The sequence below is a fragment of the Pedobacter sp. MC2016-24 genome (genome assembly GCF_015223055.1).
Lineage (GTDB): Bacteria > Bacteroidota > Bacteroidia > Sphingobacteriales > Sphingobacteriaceae > Pedobacter.
Map to the genome: position 1 here is coordinate 314,136 of NZ_JADFBX010000001.1, position 18,305 is coordinate 332,440.

The 18,305-nt window shown below is 37.9% G+C and carries 19 protein-coding genes; 6 read left to right on the top strand and 13 right to left on the bottom strand.

Annotated elements, in window-relative coordinates:
• Positions 1-10 precede the first annotated feature (10 nt).
• The 5 genes from IM797_RS01525 to IM797_RS01545 form a co-directional block, all read right to left on the bottom strand.
• The gene (locus tag IM797_RS01525) at positions 11-3,349 is read right to left on the bottom strand and encodes a SusC/RagA family TonB-linked outer membrane protein (protein WP_194125327.1); all 3,339 of its coding nucleotides are present in this window, start codon (positions 3,347-3,349) and stop codon (positions 11-13) included.
• 264 nt (positions 3,350-3,613) lie between these two features.
• Entirely contained in the window at positions 3,614-4,507 is an 894-nt protein-coding gene (locus IM797_RS01530; RefSeq protein WP_194125328.1) for a FecR family protein, read from the bottom strand.
• Between the two features lie 321 nt (positions 4,508-4,828).
• Positions 4,829-5,401, bottom strand: a complete 573-nt coding sequence (locus tag IM797_RS01535; RefSeq protein WP_194125329.1) for an RNA polymerase sigma factor — start codon at positions 5,399-5,401, stop codon at positions 4,829-4,831.
• Positions 5,402-5,599: 198 nt separating this feature from the next.
• Positions 5,600-6,490 (bottom strand): DMT family transporter, encoded by an 891-nt coding sequence (locus IM797_RS01540; RefSeq protein ID WP_194125330.1) that lies wholly within the window; start codon positions 6,488-6,490, stop codon positions 5,600-5,602.
• A gap of 12 nt (positions 6,491-6,502) precedes the next feature.
• Positions 6,503-7,018, bottom strand: a complete 516-nt coding sequence (locus IM797_RS01545; RefSeq protein WP_228098671.1) for a GNAT family N-acetyltransferase — start codon at positions 7,016-7,018, stop codon at positions 6,503-6,505.
• Positions 7,019-7,273: 255 nt separating this feature from the next.
• Between IM797_RS01545 and IM797_RS01550 the strand changes: the two genes are divergently transcribed.
• The 3 genes from IM797_RS01550 to IM797_RS01560 all read left to right on the top strand — a co-directional run bounded on the left by IM797_RS01550 (position 7,274) and on the right by IM797_RS01560 (position 10,445).
• The gene (locus IM797_RS01550; RefSeq protein WP_194125331.1) at positions 7,274-8,188 is read left to right on the top strand and encodes a LysR family transcriptional regulator; all 915 of its coding nucleotides are present in this window, start codon (positions 7,274-7,276) and stop codon (positions 8,186-8,188) included.
• Between the two features lie 126 nt (positions 8,189-8,314).
• Complete coding sequence (locus IM797_RS01555; RefSeq protein WP_194125332.1) at positions 8,315-9,508, top strand: AraC family transcriptional regulator; 1,194 nt, start codon at positions 8,315-8,317, stop codon at positions 9,506-9,508.
• 118 nt (positions 9,509-9,626) lie between these two features.
• A complete protein-coding gene (locus IM797_RS01560) occupies positions 9,627-10,445 on the top strand; it encodes an alpha/beta fold hydrolase (protein ID WP_194125333.1) in 819 nt (272 codons plus the stop codon).
• Positions 10,446-10,536: 91 nt separating this feature from the next.
• Here IM797_RS01560 and IM797_RS01565 read toward each other — a convergent pair whose 3' ends face one another.
• Together IM797_RS01565 and IM797_RS01570 are read right to left on the bottom strand one after the other, a co-directional pair.
• Positions 10,537-11,286 carry a hypothetical protein gene (locus tag IM797_RS01565; protein WP_194125334.1) on the bottom strand — a complete coding sequence of 250 codons (750 nt, stop codon included), beginning with the start codon at positions 11,284-11,286 and terminating at the stop codon, positions 10,537-10,539.
• A gap of 107 nt (positions 11,287-11,393) precedes the next feature.
• Complete coding sequence (locus tag IM797_RS01570) at positions 11,394-11,801, bottom strand: hypothetical protein (RefSeq protein ID WP_194125335.1); 408 nt, start codon at positions 11,799-11,801, stop codon at positions 11,394-11,396.
• A gap of 240 nt (positions 11,802-12,041) precedes the next feature.
• Between IM797_RS01570 and IM797_RS01575 the strand changes: the two genes are divergently transcribed.
• Together IM797_RS01575 and IM797_RS01580 are read left to right on the top strand one after the other, a co-directional pair.
• On the top strand, positions 12,042-12,554 hold the full coding sequence (locus IM797_RS01575; protein ID WP_194125336.1) for a hypothetical protein: 513 nt from the start codon (positions 12,042-12,044) through the stop codon (positions 12,552-12,554).
• Between the two features lie 24 nt (positions 12,555-12,578).
• A complete protein-coding gene (locus tag IM797_RS01580; RefSeq protein WP_194125337.1) occupies positions 12,579-13,022 on the top strand; it encodes a DUF2251 domain-containing protein in 444 nt (147 codons plus the stop codon).
• Positions 13,023-13,083: 61 nt separating this feature from the next.
• Here IM797_RS01580 and IM797_RS01585 read toward each other — a convergent pair whose 3' ends face one another.
• From IM797_RS01585 to IM797_RS28300, 6 genes are all read right to left on the bottom strand, one after another.
• The gene (locus IM797_RS01585) at positions 13,084-13,557 is read right to left on the bottom strand and encodes a PD-(D/E)XK nuclease family transposase (protein ID WP_370583060.1); all 474 of its coding nucleotides are present in this window, start codon (positions 13,555-13,557) and stop codon (positions 13,084-13,086) included.
• 248 nt (positions 13,558-13,805) lie between these two features.
• Positions 13,806-14,357, bottom strand: coding sequence for a hypothetical protein (locus tag IM797_RS01590; protein ID WP_194125338.1), 552 nt, complete (start codon positions 14,355-14,357; stop codon positions 13,806-13,808).
• A 337-nt stretch (positions 14,358-14,694) separates the two neighbouring features.
• Positions 14,695-15,246 carry a hypothetical protein gene (locus IM797_RS01595; RefSeq protein ID WP_194125339.1) on the bottom strand — a complete coding sequence of 184 codons (552 nt, stop codon included), beginning with the start codon at positions 15,244-15,246 and terminating at the stop codon, positions 14,695-14,697.
• An 85-nt stretch (positions 15,247-15,331) separates the two neighbouring features.
• On the bottom strand, positions 15,332-15,706 hold the full coding sequence (locus IM797_RS01600) for a nuclear transport factor 2 family protein (protein WP_194125340.1): 375 nt from the start codon (positions 15,704-15,706) through the stop codon (positions 15,332-15,334).
• A 144-nt stretch (positions 15,707-15,850) separates the two neighbouring features.
• Positions 15,851-16,336: a PD-(D/E)XK nuclease family transposase gene (locus tag IM797_RS28295; RefSeq protein ID WP_370583061.1), complete on the bottom strand. Its 486-nt coding sequence runs from the start codon at positions 16,334-16,336 to the stop codon at positions 15,851-15,853.
• Positions 16,337-16,345: 9 nt separating this feature from the next.
• On the bottom strand, positions 16,346-16,639 hold the full coding sequence (locus tag IM797_RS28300; protein ID WP_228098672.1) for an Rpn family recombination-promoting nuclease/putative transposase: 294 nt from the start codon (positions 16,637-16,639) through the stop codon (positions 16,346-16,348).
• A 412-nt stretch (positions 16,640-17,051) separates the two neighbouring features.
• Here IM797_RS28300 and IM797_RS01610 point away from each other — a divergent pair, with 412 nt between their 5' ends.
• On the top strand, positions 17,052-18,215 hold the full coding sequence (locus IM797_RS01610) for an alpha/beta hydrolase (RefSeq protein ID WP_194125341.1): 1,164 nt from the start codon (positions 17,052-17,054) through the stop codon (positions 18,213-18,215).
• Positions 18,216-18,305 lie beyond the last annotated feature (90 nt).

Consider the following 18,305-nt stretch of genomic DNA (forward strand, 5'->3'; position numbering starts at 1 on the left):
ACCTGATAGTTTAAAATGAGAAATTAATACCTGCAACAACAGTTCTGAGGGGTGGTGTATTATTGGCAGGAGTTTCCGGATCATATCCCTTGAACTTAGTAATAGTCATTAGATTTTGGCCCTGAACAAATACGCGCGCAGAACTCAACATCAAATGTTTCAAAAATCGGCTGTCGATGTTATACGACAGGGCGATATTTTTCAACCTGAGGTAAGCGCCATTACTTAATACTGCATCGGATAAGGTATATTTATAGTAACTGTCACCCGGTGTCCCTTCTATTCCAGCTCCAGAAGCCCGGGATGCTATCGCCCCATTTGTGGCTTTGAAAAGGTCATAGCTGTAGCTGGACATGTTCACAGGGTTATAACCCACCGGACTTGTGCCTGTGTAATATTCTATTCCATATCGTGTGCTCTTACCGGTAAACTGGAACAAAACATCCAGTTGAAGATTCTTATACCTGAAGTTGTTGTTCATTCCTCCAAAGTAATCCGGGTCTGTTTTACCAAGAGCTACATAGTCTCCAACACCGTTAATCGCCAAGCCAGGCTCAAAAAGCGAGACTCTGCCATTGTTATTGGCATCCAGAAAAGTAGGCAATTTTTTGTCTGCCGAGAGGCCGGTATATTTATAACCATATATCGTGCTGAGGGATTTTCCGACTTCCATCAGATCAGCATAAGCGGAGTTGCCGATGTCTGGGAAACTAACCAATTTACTTTGTGCAAAACTGATGTTAAAATTGGTGGTCCAGCTGAAATCAGCAGATTTGATATTCTGGGTTGTCAAAGTAAACTCCAGCCCTTGTTGTTGTTTAACAGCAGCCAGGTTGGCGTAAACGGATTCGAAGCCCGTCGCAATACTCAGGGCATTGCTTACTAAAGAATTATTTGTCCTATTTCTAAAATACGCACCACTGATCAAGATCCTGTCTTTTAAAAATCCCAGATCGAGGGCTGCTTCTAATTTTTTGGTCAGCTCCCACTCCAGATCAGGGTTCGCCAATTTAGCAGGGATCAAACCTTTTATTCCTGCATATCCATTAAAGGTAGTCTTATAAGTATCGAAATATTGGTAATCACCGATCTGGTCATTCCCAACAGTTCCATAACTGGCCCTTAACTTGGCAAAACTGATGAGCGGCAGGTTATTTTTCACAAAGGATTCCTCAGATAAAATCCAGGCTCCACCTACAGACCCAAAAGTTCCAAAACGTTTGTTCTGTCCAAATTTTGAGGAACCATCGTACCTGTAATTTACATTTAGCAGGTACTTATTCATCCAATTGTAGTTCAATCGGCCAAAAACAGACTGGTATTTATATTCCGAATTAAAATTCCAGGCATTGATAGACCCCGCATTTGAAAACGAGCCTAATAGTGCATCAGAAGAATAATTACTTCCAACAATGTAAAACGGCTGATCATATTTATTGTCCTGAAAAGTTGCACCTGCCAGGACATTTAGATTCCCTGAACCCAGTTTTAAGCTGTAATCCACCTGTGGTTCAACATTCCAGGTCTCGGCAATGTTTTGCATTCCGGTTGCCGAGGGCAACATGTTGGCTAAAGGATTGTTAGCCTGTGAATAATAGAGATTTTTTGAATCAGCGACCAGTTTATTATAAGAAGCATTCAATTTAATATTTAAGCCGCTGATGGGTGTATACTTCAACTGAATACCGCCAATCAGGTTATTGTTTTTCGCAGTATAATCCTGATAAAGGTTAGATAGCGGATTATTAAAAGCAAGATTAAAAATGCTCTTATCATACCAGTATAGGCCACCAGTGGCATTATACAGCGGGAAATTGGGGGCCTGAGTTAACGCAACCTGCCCAAGATCACCACTATTGCCCTGTCTGGCAGTATTGTTATTTTTATCCAGTATAAGGGTCGCATTGACATTCGCGGTAAATTTCCGATCCGCAGAACTATGCTCCGCTGAAAAATGAATACTTCCTTTATTATAGCTATATCCCCCCGGTGTGACTGTCGTCTCTTTGTGGTAATTCCCACCTAATAGGAAATTGGTTAACTCGTTACCTCCTGAGAATGAACTGGAAAAATCATTTGTATGCGCCGTTTCACCAAACAACACTTTCTGGAAATCTGTAGATTGCGTTTGATCCCAAACCAGCAAATCCGGCGCATTCGTTACCGTAGGCGTTGCGTTGGCGTTTGCAAAAGCCTTGCGACGAACTTCCAGGTACTGATCGAGTGTCATATTTTCCACCCGGTGCAAATTTGCCACATCAGAAACCCCTGTTCTATAACCAAACTCAGCCTTGGTTTTCCCCGCTTTTCCCCTTTTTGTCGTAATTAGGATTACGCCATTTGCTCCCCTACTGCCATAAATAGAGGTCGCATCAGCATCTTTCAAAATCGCGATATTCTCTATGTCATTGGGGTTGATTGCGTTGAGCGGACTATTACCAAATGTAGGTTGGAGGAATCCAACTTTATTGCCACCTGCAGTATATATTGGCTCTGATAGAAAAGGTACACCGTCTATAATGTAAAGAGGATTGCTACCGACGGCAGCAACACCATTAGCAGAAGGCAAAGAGTTCGCCGCACGAATCTGAACATTCACACCTGCTCCGGGTGTTCCACTAGCTTGTGTAATCAACAATCCTGGTACCTGACCCGATAGCGCCTGTAAAACATTAGTTACGGGTTGACGGGCAATGTCTTCAGCAGAGACTTTGGCAATTGAACCGGTGGTCAGGCGCTGATTCGTACTTTGTCCGTAAGCCACAACCTGGACTTCGTCAAGTTTAGAAACACTCAGTTTGAGCTCTACCGTAATGTTGAATGATTTGCTATCCTTAACACTGATTTCATATTTTTCATAACCAAGGTAGTTAAATACCAATACATCGTTATCTCTCAGGTCGGTTAGTGCAAACTCACCTTTTTGGTTGGTCCTGGTTCCCTTTGTAGTTCCTTTTACAGAAACGGTAACCCCTTCCAGCGGTTTTTTTTCACTAATAACAATCCCCTTTACTGTGATCGGCGCAGAAAATACCTGCTTCACCTTATCCAAGAAAGATTGTTCCAGTTGCTGGACGACAATATTTTTATCGACCAATTTAAAAGTAAGTGACTGATCACGGAAGATCGCCTGTAGTGCGGCGTTCAAGCTCACATCTGTCAAGTTAACGGATATCCGATTACTCTTGACCAGCTCAGACTCATACACAAAGGTGTAACCTGTTTGTTTCCGGATCTTATCAAAGACCTGATCCAGGCGTATATTCTTTTCATGAAGCGTGATCTGTCCAAGCGAACTGGCGCTTACAGAAACCAAGCTTATAAAAATGAGGATTATTGTCAGTTTCATGACCAGCAGGATTTTTTTAGGAAAGTACCATGCACAATAAGGCATAGCAGTAGAAATAAATTTCATTACTTTTGTAGTGTTTGGGTTAATACTTTGTTCAATCTTCAATTGTCTCCCCTTAATCGGGATTAGGTTGACCCATCATTACCGCGGTTGTGGTCCAACACTTCCGCGGTTTTTTACAGGTTCCATTAGCCTCAGGCTCAGCGCTGTCGTAAATAGTTGATCATAATTGGTGGTTTAGGTTATTAAGTTGACGGTTAATTACTGTATGACTACAATTCTGTTTGCTTCGATACTAAATCGTATTTTTAAATAGGACAATACTTGTAATGCTGATGAAAGCGTCAGATTTCGATGTACATCTCCCGTAAAATGCTTTCCATTTGATTTTCCCTTAAAAACAACATCCACATTATACCATCTGGAAAACGCCCTCATGATGGTAGCTATATCTGCATTTTCGAAATGAAAGAAACCATTGTTCCAGGCGATCGCCGCTTCGGCATTGGCTCCAGGCACCAATGATAGGTTTGTACCATTCTGAGCCTGTTGCCCAGGTTTTAAGTAAAGTGTTTGATGGAGATGATTGGTAAGCTTTACACTACCTTCCAGTAAAGTAGTTTTTGTTGCCGGCTCGTCAACGTAAGTATTTACATTGAAATGGGTTCCGAGCACCTCGATGGTCTGATTAGCTGACACCACTTTGAACGGCATATTTTTGTGATGTGCAACCTCAAAGTACAATTCGCCAGTAACTGACACCTTCCGTTCCGATCCGGAAAAAGTAGTTGGATAAGTAATCGAAGAACCAGCATTTAAATCAACTTGTGTACCGTCCGCCAGCGTAAGGTGATAGACGCCACCACGAGGTGTGGTAACCGTATTGTAAACAACACCATTTGCGGAACGCCCTTTAAGCGCCTGATAGTGAAGAGATCCGTCCTTGTCTTTAGCAACTACGGCATTTCCCTGCTGACCGAGATCGCTATGACCTTCCTCAGACAAGATGATCTTCTGGTTACTTGCCGTCGTAAGTATAGCCTTGTTTGTTGCTGGAAGGATATCCTTAGTTTTCAGTTGAACCATTTGTTCTTTCGGATCCGTATTAAACCAAAGAAAATATATCCCAAGAGAAAGTACGAAAAAAACAGCCATCGCAATTCCTATGCGGGGCCAGAGTACGCTCTTCCTGCTTTCAATTGTAGCAGGTTTTCTGGAATTACCTGAGGCAACACTTAGGTGCTGATTCAGTTTTTCCCAGTGTGCCTGAGTATCGTAGTCACGGTACCCAACTAAAAGGTTCGCAGTTTCCTCCTTAAGCTTCAGCAGCTCTTTTTTTAATTCTTATTCTTCAGGCGTTAGCTCCTGAATTCCTGATCTTTTGTCAAGTTCATCAAGTACCTTATTCCAGTCGATATGATTGTTATCCCGATCCATACATGAACATGACGCAGGCTCATCGAAAATGGGTGACAATTATTTAGAAAAAATAAAATAGATCAGATGAGAGAGGAGCATAATAAAGAAAGTTTGCTCCCGCAGCTTGGAGTAGCCACGTCTAAGCTGCGTTTTAACTGTGTTAACAGAAATACCTAACTTTTCGGCAATCTCTTTATAGCTTAAATCATGTATCGCGTGAAGCTCAAGTACTTTTCTTCGTTCTACCGGCAATTCATTGAATAATTCCAACACTCTTTTAAGTCTTTGATCTTTCTCAGGCACCTCTTCGTGATCGGCTTGTTGCTGATCAAAGCCATCAAATGGAACCACGACAAAATTTTTGTTAAACACAGACTGCCTTCGCAGATAATCAATACATCTGTTTTTGACTGAGCGGTATGCAAACGCTGTAAAATTCCTTTTCAGTAGAAATCCGCTACATTCCTCCCAGTATTTAACAAAGAACTCCTGGACGATTTCTTCTGCTACGTAGTGGTCCTGAACAATCTTGAAAGCGATCATACATAAAAACTGATGGTTACCTTTGAAAAGCCCCTCAAATTTTTTAATGTCCAGAATCTCTGGCTGACTACTTTGGTCCTGGTACATGAATGCCGATGATCATTAGAACAGATTGTTCTAACTCAAAGATAACAAATATTTCATATGGAAACACGAAAATGCAACATCTCTTAATGTGCGAATCAGTGACGAACTTAATAATACCATCCGTAATCAGGATGATGACCTGCTCTTCACCCAAAAACGACGATCATTATAAGATCAATTTATGATGCACCTTTAACTTTATGGTATGTTGATCGTATTTTTTTTCCGGGCAAACTGATAGATATTAATTTCAGAGATCAGAGTCGCAATAAAGATCATCAATCCACCTGCAAATAACTGCCAGGTTAGCACTTCACTCAAAACAAAAAAAGCAGCGATCGCACCAAAAATTGGTTCGAATAGATAAATCAGAGCTACCTTTTCTGCGCTCAGGTATCGCTGAGAAAGATTTGAAATGGTGTACATGTAAGCGGTAGAAAATAGTGCACAATAGGCAACACCAATCCAAAAGATATCACTGTCAGGCATCCAGTTTGCATGAGCGTCCGTTAAGGCAAAACACCCTGTGATTAGGGTGCAGGTCGCGAACATAGGGACAATAGTCGCAACAAGATTTCGGGATTTGGAATACTGTTCGACCTTGATCAAGTAAACAGCGAATCCGACAGCACCAGTCAATACATAAATATCACCAATACCGATGGATAGATTCTGTCTCACCGAGATGACAAAAAGGCCTGTGATCGCAATTAAAGCAGCTATCCAAATTTTTAAGGGAGCAAAAGTCTTATACATAACGATCTTCAATACCGGCACGATAACCACGCACATTCCAGCAACAAAAGCACACTGGGAAGCAGCCGTATATTTGATCCCCAATGTCTGTAGCCAAATACCGAACATAAGTGGCAACGACAATCCCATGCCTATTTTAATCGATGGCCAATCTGTTACTTTGAACCGATTAAAAAATATAATGGAAAGCACGAATGTTGCAATCAAAAAGCGATAAAATAAAAAAGTTGATGCAGAAAAATTACCCACAACCAGTTTAACGACTGAGAAGGATATACCCCAAAATGCTGTCCCAAGAATAAGTAAAATGAGAAATAATTTTTTTTTAGTCATAAGTGGGTCGTATCACTTTAGCATCTTTTTCATCATGATATCAGTCTGTTCCTCGTCACCCAACATGAATGGGTGCTTGTCGAATTCAACAAAACCATTTTTCTTATAAAAACTGATTGCTCTTGGGTTTTCTTCCCAAACACCCAACCAAACATAATCTGCCCGGATATCAAAAGCGATCTCTAATGCTTTTTCATACAATGCCTGCCCAACTTTCCTGCCGTGAAAACGCTGCAGGACATAAATTCTTTCGATTTCCAAACCTTGGTGCTCTCGGAGTTCAGTTTGTGAAGATCCCGTATTCAATTTTAGATAACCAATCACCTCCCCCTCAATAATCGCGAAATAAAATCGTGAACCTGATTCATTCAGCTCGGCATTCAATTGATCAAGCGCAAAACTCTCTTCCAGATATTTGGACATATTTTCTTCATCATTATTTGAGGAAAAAGTTTCAAAAAAAGTTTGCCGGCCAATCTGCTGTAACGTCTTAGTTTCTGCTGAGGTAGCCCTCTTAATTTCTATCATTTTTATCATTAATACACGTCTTTACTTTATTATAATAGTGTTGTAAACCTGACTTTATCAGTCTAATACCACCTATGCGATTATAAAATTAATAGCCCTTTTATTAACCTCCGGCGTTTGTCGCTGCCCATTTACACTGTTTCGCTTTCCCCGTCCCTATGAACTTCCTTAATGTTACAACCTCACAAAGATACAAGACTAATTAATGCATTAAAATGCTATTTTTACATCTATTAATGATTAATATGCATTACTATGGATTTACAGCAAATAAAAAACTTTCTAAAACTAGCCGAAGAACTCCATTTCTGGAATACAGCGTCCAAAATGAACATTACCCAGTCAGCACTTTCTAGGCAAATACAAGCACTGGAAAATGAGTTGGACATCAAATTATTTGAGCGGAACAAGCGACACGTCAAATTAACCACTTCAGGACAGTTTCTGAGGGACAAGTATGCAGGAATGATGGAAGAGTTCACATTTATACATCAGTTTGCAAAAAAAGTGGAGCTTGGAGAATATGGCACTTTTAGAATTGCTCATCCTGATTCGATTACTTTCACCATCTTACCCGAAATTCTCAAACAGATCTCCCATCAATTCCCTGATTTGCAATTAGAACTCATCCAGTTGCTTTATGAAAATGAGCAAGAGTTCCTAACGGAGTACAAAATTGACCTTGCCATCACACGCGACATGAATAGCCTGGAACAAATTTGCTCCAGGAAAATAGGTAGCAATACCCTTTCTCTGGTGGTACCGGATAATCACTGCATCAGGAATTTTACTGACATTACCCCTGAACATATCAGAAAAGAAAAATTCATCCTTCCAATGGCTCATCAACAGAGCAGTTATTTAAAAATCGTTGAACAATTTTTTAAGCTTTTTGACTTCGATCCAAAAACACACCACCGCTCAGACTTTGGTTCAACCATCATGTCATTAGTATCTAATGGACTTGGAATTTCCATATTACCCACTTCATTCTCCAAAAATACTATGTCGGGCATTCGGTTTATCGAACTTCCGATTCAGTCTGATTTATACATGAGTTGGAGATCGGATGACGAAAATCCTATCTTGAAAAATATATTAGGCATTATAAATTCAACTTTAAACCTGGCAAATCCGGATCTGGAAAAATGTGACTCAATCTCACAATAAATCATGGAACCTACATGGAAATATCAAGTAATTGCATGATTTACTTTAATTTTCCATCATTCCACTTAAGCCTTCACATGCTACTTAAAGGCTCCACCATAACAATTACCTTTGCTTTAGACTTCAATGAACATAAATCCGCAAATTATAGCTAGCATTAGCACCATTATATCCAGTACACTATTTTTTTTGGCTGTTTTAACGTTCACAAAAAAAACCACAGCAGTGATAGGCTACCGGTTCTTATCACTTTTTTTGCTTTTCCTTACCCTTAACTTTACAGACGAAGCATTAAATATCAGCGGAACGTATATAAGTCATCCAGCCTTAATGCTCATATTTCAGCCAGGTACTTATGCCATTGCGCCATGTTTTTATCTTGCTTCTGTGTATCTAACCTCAATTGATAAAAAGCTAGAGCTTAAACTTGTCTTACATTTCATACCATATCTGCTGCTACTTGCACTTTGTATTTTTACATTCCTAATAACACCAGAGGCAATTGTAGTCAATAAGCCCAAAGCAAATCACATAGAGAAGATTGCAAGCATCTTTCTATTGACCCTTTTGTTTATACAGATTTTCTGGTATCTTTTTATTTCGTTAAAACAGTTGAGAAAACACAGGAAATCCATTCCGCTGTTTCTTTCCAGTTTCGCTGGCAATGATTACAAATGGCTTAGCCAAATAATGATGGGGCTAGGCATGCTTTCTATGATCTGGTTGCTAGAAGTGATTGCCGCCGAACCTTTACTGTCTCTTCTCGCCTCAATAATCTATCTTTTCTCGTTCTACTATATAGGTGTGCAAATCATGAGGCAAAAAGATATAATTTCTTTCTTTCCGAATCAAAATCAGATCGCTGACGATTTAGTCAGTAACCTGGAAATCGGAGGATCAACCGGTATTGCTATTGCAGTCAATCCAGCTTCGCCTTCATTGAAGAAGAAAGTGCTAACAGATGAAAAAGTGAATCAGCTTAAACATCAGCTATTGGAATTAATGAGTAGCGATAAGCCCTATTTAGACGCTGAAATCACGTTGCCGAAACTAAGTAAAATGATGCTTTCCAATACCTATCACATGTCTTATTTGCTCAATGACTGTTTAGAAGAGAATTTTTACACGTTCATAAATAGGTACAGAATTGATGAGTGCATGCGCATGTTCAAAAATCCATCGTATGATCACTTAACAATTATGGGTATAGCATTTGAATGTGGCTTCAGCTCTAAAACCTCTTTCAATATTTCCTTTAAAAAAGTTACCGGCATGTCTCCAAGAGAATATAGGACTTCCAGCAAAGAAAAAATGGATTAGAAATTGGTTCTTCTGTATCAAAACATTAAAATACAGACATTTAGCACATTAAAATACTTATCCAGAAGTACCTTTATATTCTTTTTTTGGAAGAAGTTTGTTTCATAAATATAAAAAAATGAAAAGATCCTTCTTCTTACTTACACTTTTAACATTACTCGTTGTTTCCTGCAAGAAAAAATCAATGCATCCCAGTTTAACTGAAAAACAGATTGATTTGGGTACCCACAAACTGATGAGTTACTCGTCATCATCAGGATCTAAATATTTAATTGTATTCGAAAGTGGTTTGGGTAATGACGCCTCCATTTGGACTGAAGAAAATATTAGAATGCCATTATCTTCTATTTCCGATGTGATGATGTATGATCGGGCTGGCTACGGAAAATCACAAGAGGGACCATCGCCACGCAACATTGACAGGCTAAGTGATGAACTGGCTGCTGTCATCGCTGCAATTGCTGGTGAACGAAAAGTTATTATTGTTTCACATTCCCTGGGTGGTATGATTGCACGTTCTTATGCCATCAAAAATCCATCGAAGATTGCTGCTCTTTTGTTTCTTGATCCGTCACATGAGTCTGCCAATCACTGGACGCAGGCTGAGGAAGATAGCTTATATGATGCAACAAAAAAAACTTACGGTGCCGGACCAGGGCTGCTGCAGGAGGTAAGAGCGCTCCGCGAAGATTTGGATTATATGTCAACTCTTCCCAATCTGCCTGATGTTCCTGTAACAGTAATCACTAGTATGCAAGCAAGTGCTGGGGTTTCAGGTATAGACAAACAATTATGGTATAACGCTCATGAAAGTTTGAAAAATGGAATCACAGTTTTTGAACATTTATCAACAATAAAATCAGGACACTTTATTATGCTTGATGATCCTTCTTTGGTCACTGAAAACGTCAAACAGCTGCTGTCCAAGTTACCTTAATAAAACCTAAGTAGGATTGATCGGTGAACTCAAAAACTTTTTAACTGTCTGAATATTACACTTAAGTTCTTTATTATTGTTAAATAACAATTCAATCAACCCCATTCGGAAAACACTGTGGTCCCACAGCCCCACCCCCATACTGCAGTACAATATTATTCTTGTGAAAGATATAGCTGCAGCCATCGTTATACTTTCCTATCTCCTCCCTGTCTAGATTGTGGTTAAAAATCCGATAAGAATATTTACTCATGCCACTTCTGGCGAAACCAACACCAGCAATGGCATTATTATCAATTGAAATACAATGTGCATCATCAAGTAACTGCTTTATTTCCTTTAACGTTCCGTCATTCCACTTCAGCTTTTTACACATCCTATCCAACTCTGCTGAACCATACTCCATTTTCCATTTCTGATCAATTTCCTCTGAATTGAAATTATCTGGATTCAGATATTCAATACGCATATCAATATTAGCAGGTGTGGTAATGATATTATTAGCTGGCTGAAACTCAATAAAAACATCAAAACCTTTGGGTACCAATTTCCGAAATGATTCAATTAATAGGTGTATCTTATCATAATTATTGTCAATATTGGCGATGAGTTCCTTTTTACTACTTTGAGGCATACTTCTCATAAACAACAAAAACTCCTGGACTTCTTTATTACCTGAATTATAATGAGTCTTAAATTCTTTGATCCGCTCTTCAGAACCTAATTTTTGATAAATGACCTTCAAAAGGGAATCCTTGTTGATCGATGGGTTGAATTTCTGAGCGGTTGCCCAAAGCGTTAAGATGCTAAAAAACGTGGTGAGTGAGAGCAAACGGATCATACAAGTTAAACGTGTTTTATTTAAACGCTAATATAGTACTTTCAAATCTATCGAATAGCTTCAACTGCGCTGCTTTTTTACGGCTGATTTGAATAATTCACATTTAGTTATACTTCCTGTACAACCAGTTCTTTCCCTTCCAGCATAAAAAACAGGTTCTGAAGTTGATGTACATAATTTATAGTTGCTATCCTTTCCATCAGATCAAGGGTCTTCAAATCAAATACGTCCCAATTGAACATTTGATTTGATTCGCTAAAATAAATTCGAAATCTGCTACAGTCTGGAGGCCAAAAAGTTGGATAGCCTTCAGGAATTGTGTCCTCCATTTCTCTGAAACCAAATTTACGTAGCCATTCTTCTGTTATACGAACACCTTGAATATTGAGGCTTTTAATAGAGGAGGCACCAATTACGCAGTTTGATTTTCCAATGTTATTTACTTGCCCCTGTAACCATGAACTGCCCATTAGAAAATTAACAATATTACCAAGCCTTAGTTCTTCTGCATTCATATCAGCTAATATAATATTTATAGCATTATCAAATTCAATCTAAGATAGTAAATCAACAACATGGAAAGAGCCAATAACTCGCCAGTCATACTGTAATAAGCGCTTCCAATTTTACAGTAACCAATTGACGAGTTGCTCATTGAGTTTTCTGATTAATAAGTTTTCAACCGGCGAATCGATAGCGTTGGCTGATTATTATCAATTGACACCTATTTTAATAAATTTAATTATCTTCAGTTTATGAAACCACCCACGCTCCTTCTTTTATCACATCTAACAATTTTTGTGTTTTTCGGTTGCAACTCAGGTAAGACTCAATATTCTACAGTACAAAAACTACAGACTGAACCTAAAACCGATAGTTCAGATTTATATACAATTATTAAATTTAAAGCAGACCACTCCTACTTATTTCCAAAGAATTATAAGAACACTAGTCTTACTAAAACTGATATATTAGCACTAGATAGTATCACCAATTCTGCTCGGCTAGAATACAATTCAAGCCTCGGAAAAAAGCATTCTTTGCGCATTAAAGACTTTAAAGAATACCGTCGGCAATTTGTAGCTGTAACCAATATTAAGGGTCAAAAATTGGTCTATGTCAATTGTTTTAGAGGCTGGCAGAGTTTTGAAGAAAAATGGAAAATAGAAATCCTCATGGTATCGGACGGTGGAAGCAACTTCTTTAACCTGATTATAAATCTGAGCAATAAAACCTATCATACACTCATTGTAAATGGAATATCGTAATACTGAAATTAACAACACAACACAATGCAGTCAAACAAGCCAAAGGCAATCATCTATGAAGAGCAAACATTTAATGTAGGAGAAGATGTCTTCATTGAAAGCACCGCAGAAAATAATTACGCTGTTATATTTGAAGATAACGGTGAAACTGGCTATTTATACGCAGTTGACAGAAATGACAATGGCCTGAAAATACTAGATGCACTTCACATTTATGATGTTGCCAACGTAACTGATAAAGACCAACCATCCACTGCAAAGATATTATGGACAGAAGACCTGTCAAAGGCTATTCTTTCCATCAATAACTATTACCATGCAGTCGTGGATTTTCAAAACCAGGCTGGATATTGTAGAACTGGATTTCCTCAACCCAAAAACACTTGGGTAAAACAAAAAGAACGAAAACTGACGGATTCTTCACTCAACGAATTATTTAAAAAAATTATTCCACCCCTTCCAGCTTAAAACCTTTTCCTACAAGTTTATAATCTCCACTTCGATAATTCTCGATAACAGGGGACACAAATCAATCTAATGCTTGGATTTCATCAATGGAGAGTTTAGTATATTTAACTATTCTCTCTAGAGGTTCTCCTTCAGCCAACATTTCACGAGCAATTTCCCTCTTATCTTCCAATGCCTTTGCACGTTCTTCTTCACGGCCTTGCTCAAGACCCTCCTCGCGCCCCTTACTTACCTCGTAGTCCCTAACGTTCTTGTTATCCCACTTATATTTTAAACTTGCGTCGTACATGGCTTTCCCTTTTTTCGTTAAATTGGCGTATTTAACCAAGTTGAATAATTGATCAAATTCTGGACCACTTAAATACGCTGGACGTGTTCTAAACTCCGTTAAATGCTTCAAAGCATATAACCACCTATCGATGTCTGTTTCCAGTTGCTCAGGCCCTTTAACAAAGTTAATCATCTCAATGAATATCAGACTTAATTTATCATAGATTATTTTACCCGTATGGCTGTTGGCCAGACAGATAACCACGCTGTATCTCTATGATGTAACGGCTACCATCGGCATCTATACAGTATACATCAAATGCAACCCTTGCTTTTATTAGCATAATAAACTTTGATTTGATGTAAAACTACTGTCTAAGTAATTCCCAAACCAACTAACTTTCATTTCCGGAAATGGAGCATCTTAATCTCAATTGAGCAAAATTTAATATGGGATTTATTATTTAAAAAGCCTGTTTTAGAACTTTATTTGGCTGAACAAACTAAGTAATTTCACTTTGCTTTCGCATACTTCATTTGCAGATCAGCATAATCAGACCAACTTTTTACAGTTAGTTTTTCTAAAAGCTTCCATTTATAAACTTCTTTCTGATAAACATATATCGGGGCAGGGAAGTTCATATCTTTTCCTCCTGGGAAAGCAGGTTTTTCATCAGGCTCCACAAGATATTTATACTCCATAAAAAAAGCATAAATGATGAAGTTTTTCTGCTCCGTTTCATTAATCGCAATTTCTTTAACCCGATTAAAACTGTCCGAAGATTTTATCTTTTTGATCATGGCATTCCACTTCTCGAAGCCATATTTAGGTTTACAAACAATTCTGGCAGAACCAAATTTTGATTTAAAATACTCCATCAATGGCACAGCAGAGATATTCACATTAGTTTTGTAAGATGAAGATAGTGGACCACTCCAACACAATAGTTGCTTAGGGTTTTTAAAAAAGTCAACTTCAGGATAGGAAGCTGACTTTTGCTGTTGAGCAAATACCCCCCCTGAATAAATTAGGGGGATTATTAAAAGAGAGATATATTTGTTCATTTTGACCGTCATAACGTTTGAACAAATATATAATAGTTAATCGTTAATCGTTGTCTGATAGTTTGATTATACCTGACTGAATACTCGGGTCAAATGGCATCTTTCTGTTGGCGAATCAGTAACGTATACCTCATCCTATATTTTAATATAAGCTTCCTGTGCCTCATAGAACTTTACCCATTCAAGGCGTTTTTAATTTAATTGTTCATTATTATTAATTATGTTAGAATGGTGAGGGTTTAAGTGTGGTAACTCAAATACATAAACAATGGGCTAGCTGGTAAGCTAGCCCAAACATTTTATCTGGACAACAGTGAATTTATCTCAATAGCTTTAATTACTTTACAACTATTGTTTCTATCATCCTGTCAACGGCTCGAAAAACCTTTACTTTATCTGTTGTGGGATAATCTATCTTCAAACTAAATACTGCCTTTTTTATGGGATTGTAATAATGGAAATCTAAACTAGCATTGTCATCAGTATCGTAAAGCGCATACACCACTTTACCATCGCCAGCATTTTTTGATACTTTTTGATAATTTTTATATAATTGCTTCTCACGGCTATACAACGCACTTGTACTTCTGCCATAGCTATTATCGAATACCTTGTTAACATTTTCAATATAAGTTGACGGAAATTTCTCTAACACTTTGAAACGAAATATCATATTATCTAGTTTATAAACTTCTGTATTTTTCGTCAAAGTTTGTGCTAACTGTTCACCAAATGCCTCTTTCATTTTGCTTAAATTCTCTGTATCCGCAAACTTCACAGTTCCCGAAGGCAACTCCAAATATATTTTTGAGTTAAGAGATACCTGGGTTTGTGCAACACCTAGCGTTACACTTAGCAATAGTGCGACACTGAAAAATATGATTCTCATTGTATTTTTACATTAGTTAGGAAGTGTACATCTGTTACTTCACCTGTTTCAGTATTAAACTAAAAATAATCCACCATAATTCCGGTTAAATAGCGATTCCGCTTCCGCCTACTACTTTAACCCCATCGCCAAATTTTTTCCAAAACCGGATATACCGATAGCTAGCTTCAAACGGTACTTCATTAAACTTTCCGCTCAATTTTATGATCAATGTAATCACCGCCATATCATCGATAATATTTAGGTTTTCAACTTCTGGTAGAAGTTCGTTAACCTTTAATGCTCCTTTGCGATAAGTATCCAGATCCTTTTCCTTTGTTATTGTTTCCCCGCTTGGGATAATGAACAACAGATCATCATGCAACAACTTGTCAAGCAAGGTGATGTTGCCTTCTTTGATTGCACTGTAAAGCTTATTTTCCTGTTCAAGGATGTCTTTTTCTGTTAGTATATTATCCATGTTTATCTGTTTACACCACTATGGATGTCCATAGCCGGACAAATTTACATTACAACCTGATTAATTAGATATGTAGGTGAACGAAAATATTGAGCCGCGGCAATCCCCTCAGGCACAAGGTCTATCCAGTAAATGGAACTTAAGTCAATTTAACCCTTGTATTTCTTCTAAAGACAACTTGGTCGTCTTAGCAATGAAATCTAAATCTAAGCCCGTCTTTTTTAGTTCAAGTGCAATTTCCCTCTTATCTTCCAATGCTTTTGAACGTTCTTCTTCGCGACCTTCTGCACGACCTTGCTCACGCCCCTCTTCGCGACCTTTACTTACCTCGTAGTCCCTAACGTTCTTGTTATCCCACTTATACTTTAAACTTGCGTCGTACATGGCTTTCTCTTTTTTGGTTAAATTGGCGTATTGAGCCAAGTTAAATAATTGATCAAATTCTGGGCCACTTAAATACGCTGGACGTGTTCTAAACTCCGTTAAATGCTTCAAAGCATATAACCACCTATCGATGTCTGTTTCCAGTTGCTCAAGCCCTTTAAAAAAGTTAATCATCTCAATGAATATCAGACTTAATTTATCATAGATTATTTTACCAGTATGGCTGTTGGCCAGACAGATAACCACGCTGTATCTCTATGATGTAACAACTAACATTGGCATCTGTGCAGTACACATCAAAAACGCCCCTCCATCCTCTGCAATCTCACCGTGATGCTCGTTTTTTCCGAATTCAATAGCAGTGATGAATTTATTCCCTTTAAACAGGTTATTTAAAAGCCCAATCAAAACAGGCTTACTTTCCTCAGATGAAAATAACCTTTTGAATGCAAAATCTATAAACGGATCGATATAGGTTGTTTGCTTTGGCTTTAATTCGGTTTCCTTCTTTTGCTTAATTTGATGAGCTGTCCTTGTTGTTGTTAGCATAATAAACTTTGATTTGACGTAAAACTACTGTGTAAGTAATTCCTAAACCAACTAACTTTCATTTCCGGAAATGGAGCATCGTGATCTCAATTAAGCAAAATTTAATATGGGATTTATTATTTAAAAAGCCTGTTTTAGAACTTTATTTGGTTGGATAAAATTCAAAATTAAATAGCATTCCTTGCCTATTCTCAATAAACTTAAAGATTGACACAAAATCTCCCGAATCGAAAATCCTTAGCTGAAAGGAAATGCGTAATCTTTTCTTCTATAAATTCAGTAAACTCTTCCTGACATCAATTGTGTCCGTAGATAGAATTCCACCATAGACATTGACTGCTGGTATATGTGCTTTTTTATTATCTTCGATTATTCAGAATAGCAATGATATGCATAATAACTCTCGTCATAAATGAAGAAAAATAAATATTTCTTGATCGTGATGCTGCTTGTTAAATCCTTTTGGGTGGTTGGGCAAAATTCAAATTCAGTATCAATTGGAAAAATCGAGCGCATGTATAGCAAAGTTCTCGGGGAAGAAAGAAAGTTCCTGGTTCATCTTCCCAGTAACTACAATCCTCAAGTACGTTATCCTGTTGCATATCTACTTGATGGCGATGTCTTTTTTCACTTTTATACAGGTATATCTGATTTTCTTACGGCCAGTAGTGCTATGCCTGAGATGATCGTTATTGGTATATGCAACACAGAACGAAGCCGGGATTTTACACTACCTGTTGATTCGTCGAGCAATTATAAGCCAAATGGTGCTGGGGAGAAGTTCATTTCGTTCCTGGACAAAGAGCTGATACCTGAAATTGAGAAAAAATATTTAACAGCCCCCTACAGACTACTCTTAGGTCATTCTGTAGGTGGTCTGCTGGTAGCTAACGTATTGGTTAAATACCCATCTATGTTTAGCTCCTACATCGCTCTTGATCCATCATTGTGGTGGAAACAGTCTTTTCTTTTAAAAAATATAAGTACTTACATTAAAGCAAATACACTTTCCAATAAAGCATTGTATCTTGCTATGGCAAATAGCATAAATACTGGAAATTCTGATATCCTTACGATAAAGAAGGACACCACTGATGCTACTGTCGCGATGAGGTCGGTCATAGCATTCGATGAGTTTATTTCAGCGAACCAGCTAAAAACACAGCTTCAGTATGTATTTAAATATTATACCGCAGAAAATCACAGTTCGATACCTTTAATCGCCACATACGATGCCCTCAACTTTATATTCAATTTTTACAAAAGGCCAAGATTCAGTAAATTAAGCGATAGTTCTGCGCTAATATTAGAAAACCATTATCAATATGTTTCAAAAAAAATGGGCTATCAGATATTGCCGCTAAAAGCTGACATTAAAGGCTTAGCCTGGCGAAGTAAGGTTTTAGATAAAAACTTTAAAATAGCTAAGTATTTTTTGGAGATGTACGTAAGGCTGTATCCAGATGATCAATCTGGGTGGATTGAGCTGGCTAATTATTACCAGGAAATTGGCGACAAAGAAAATAGTGCAAAATTCAAGATTAAAGCCGAGAGATTAAATATAATGCCAAATTAACAGCGTATACACTACCTCCCATGCCCATTTAAAGTTTTCAAATCGGATCAATCTATTGCAATCTAAGATAAGGCTTTAGGGCTGCAACCA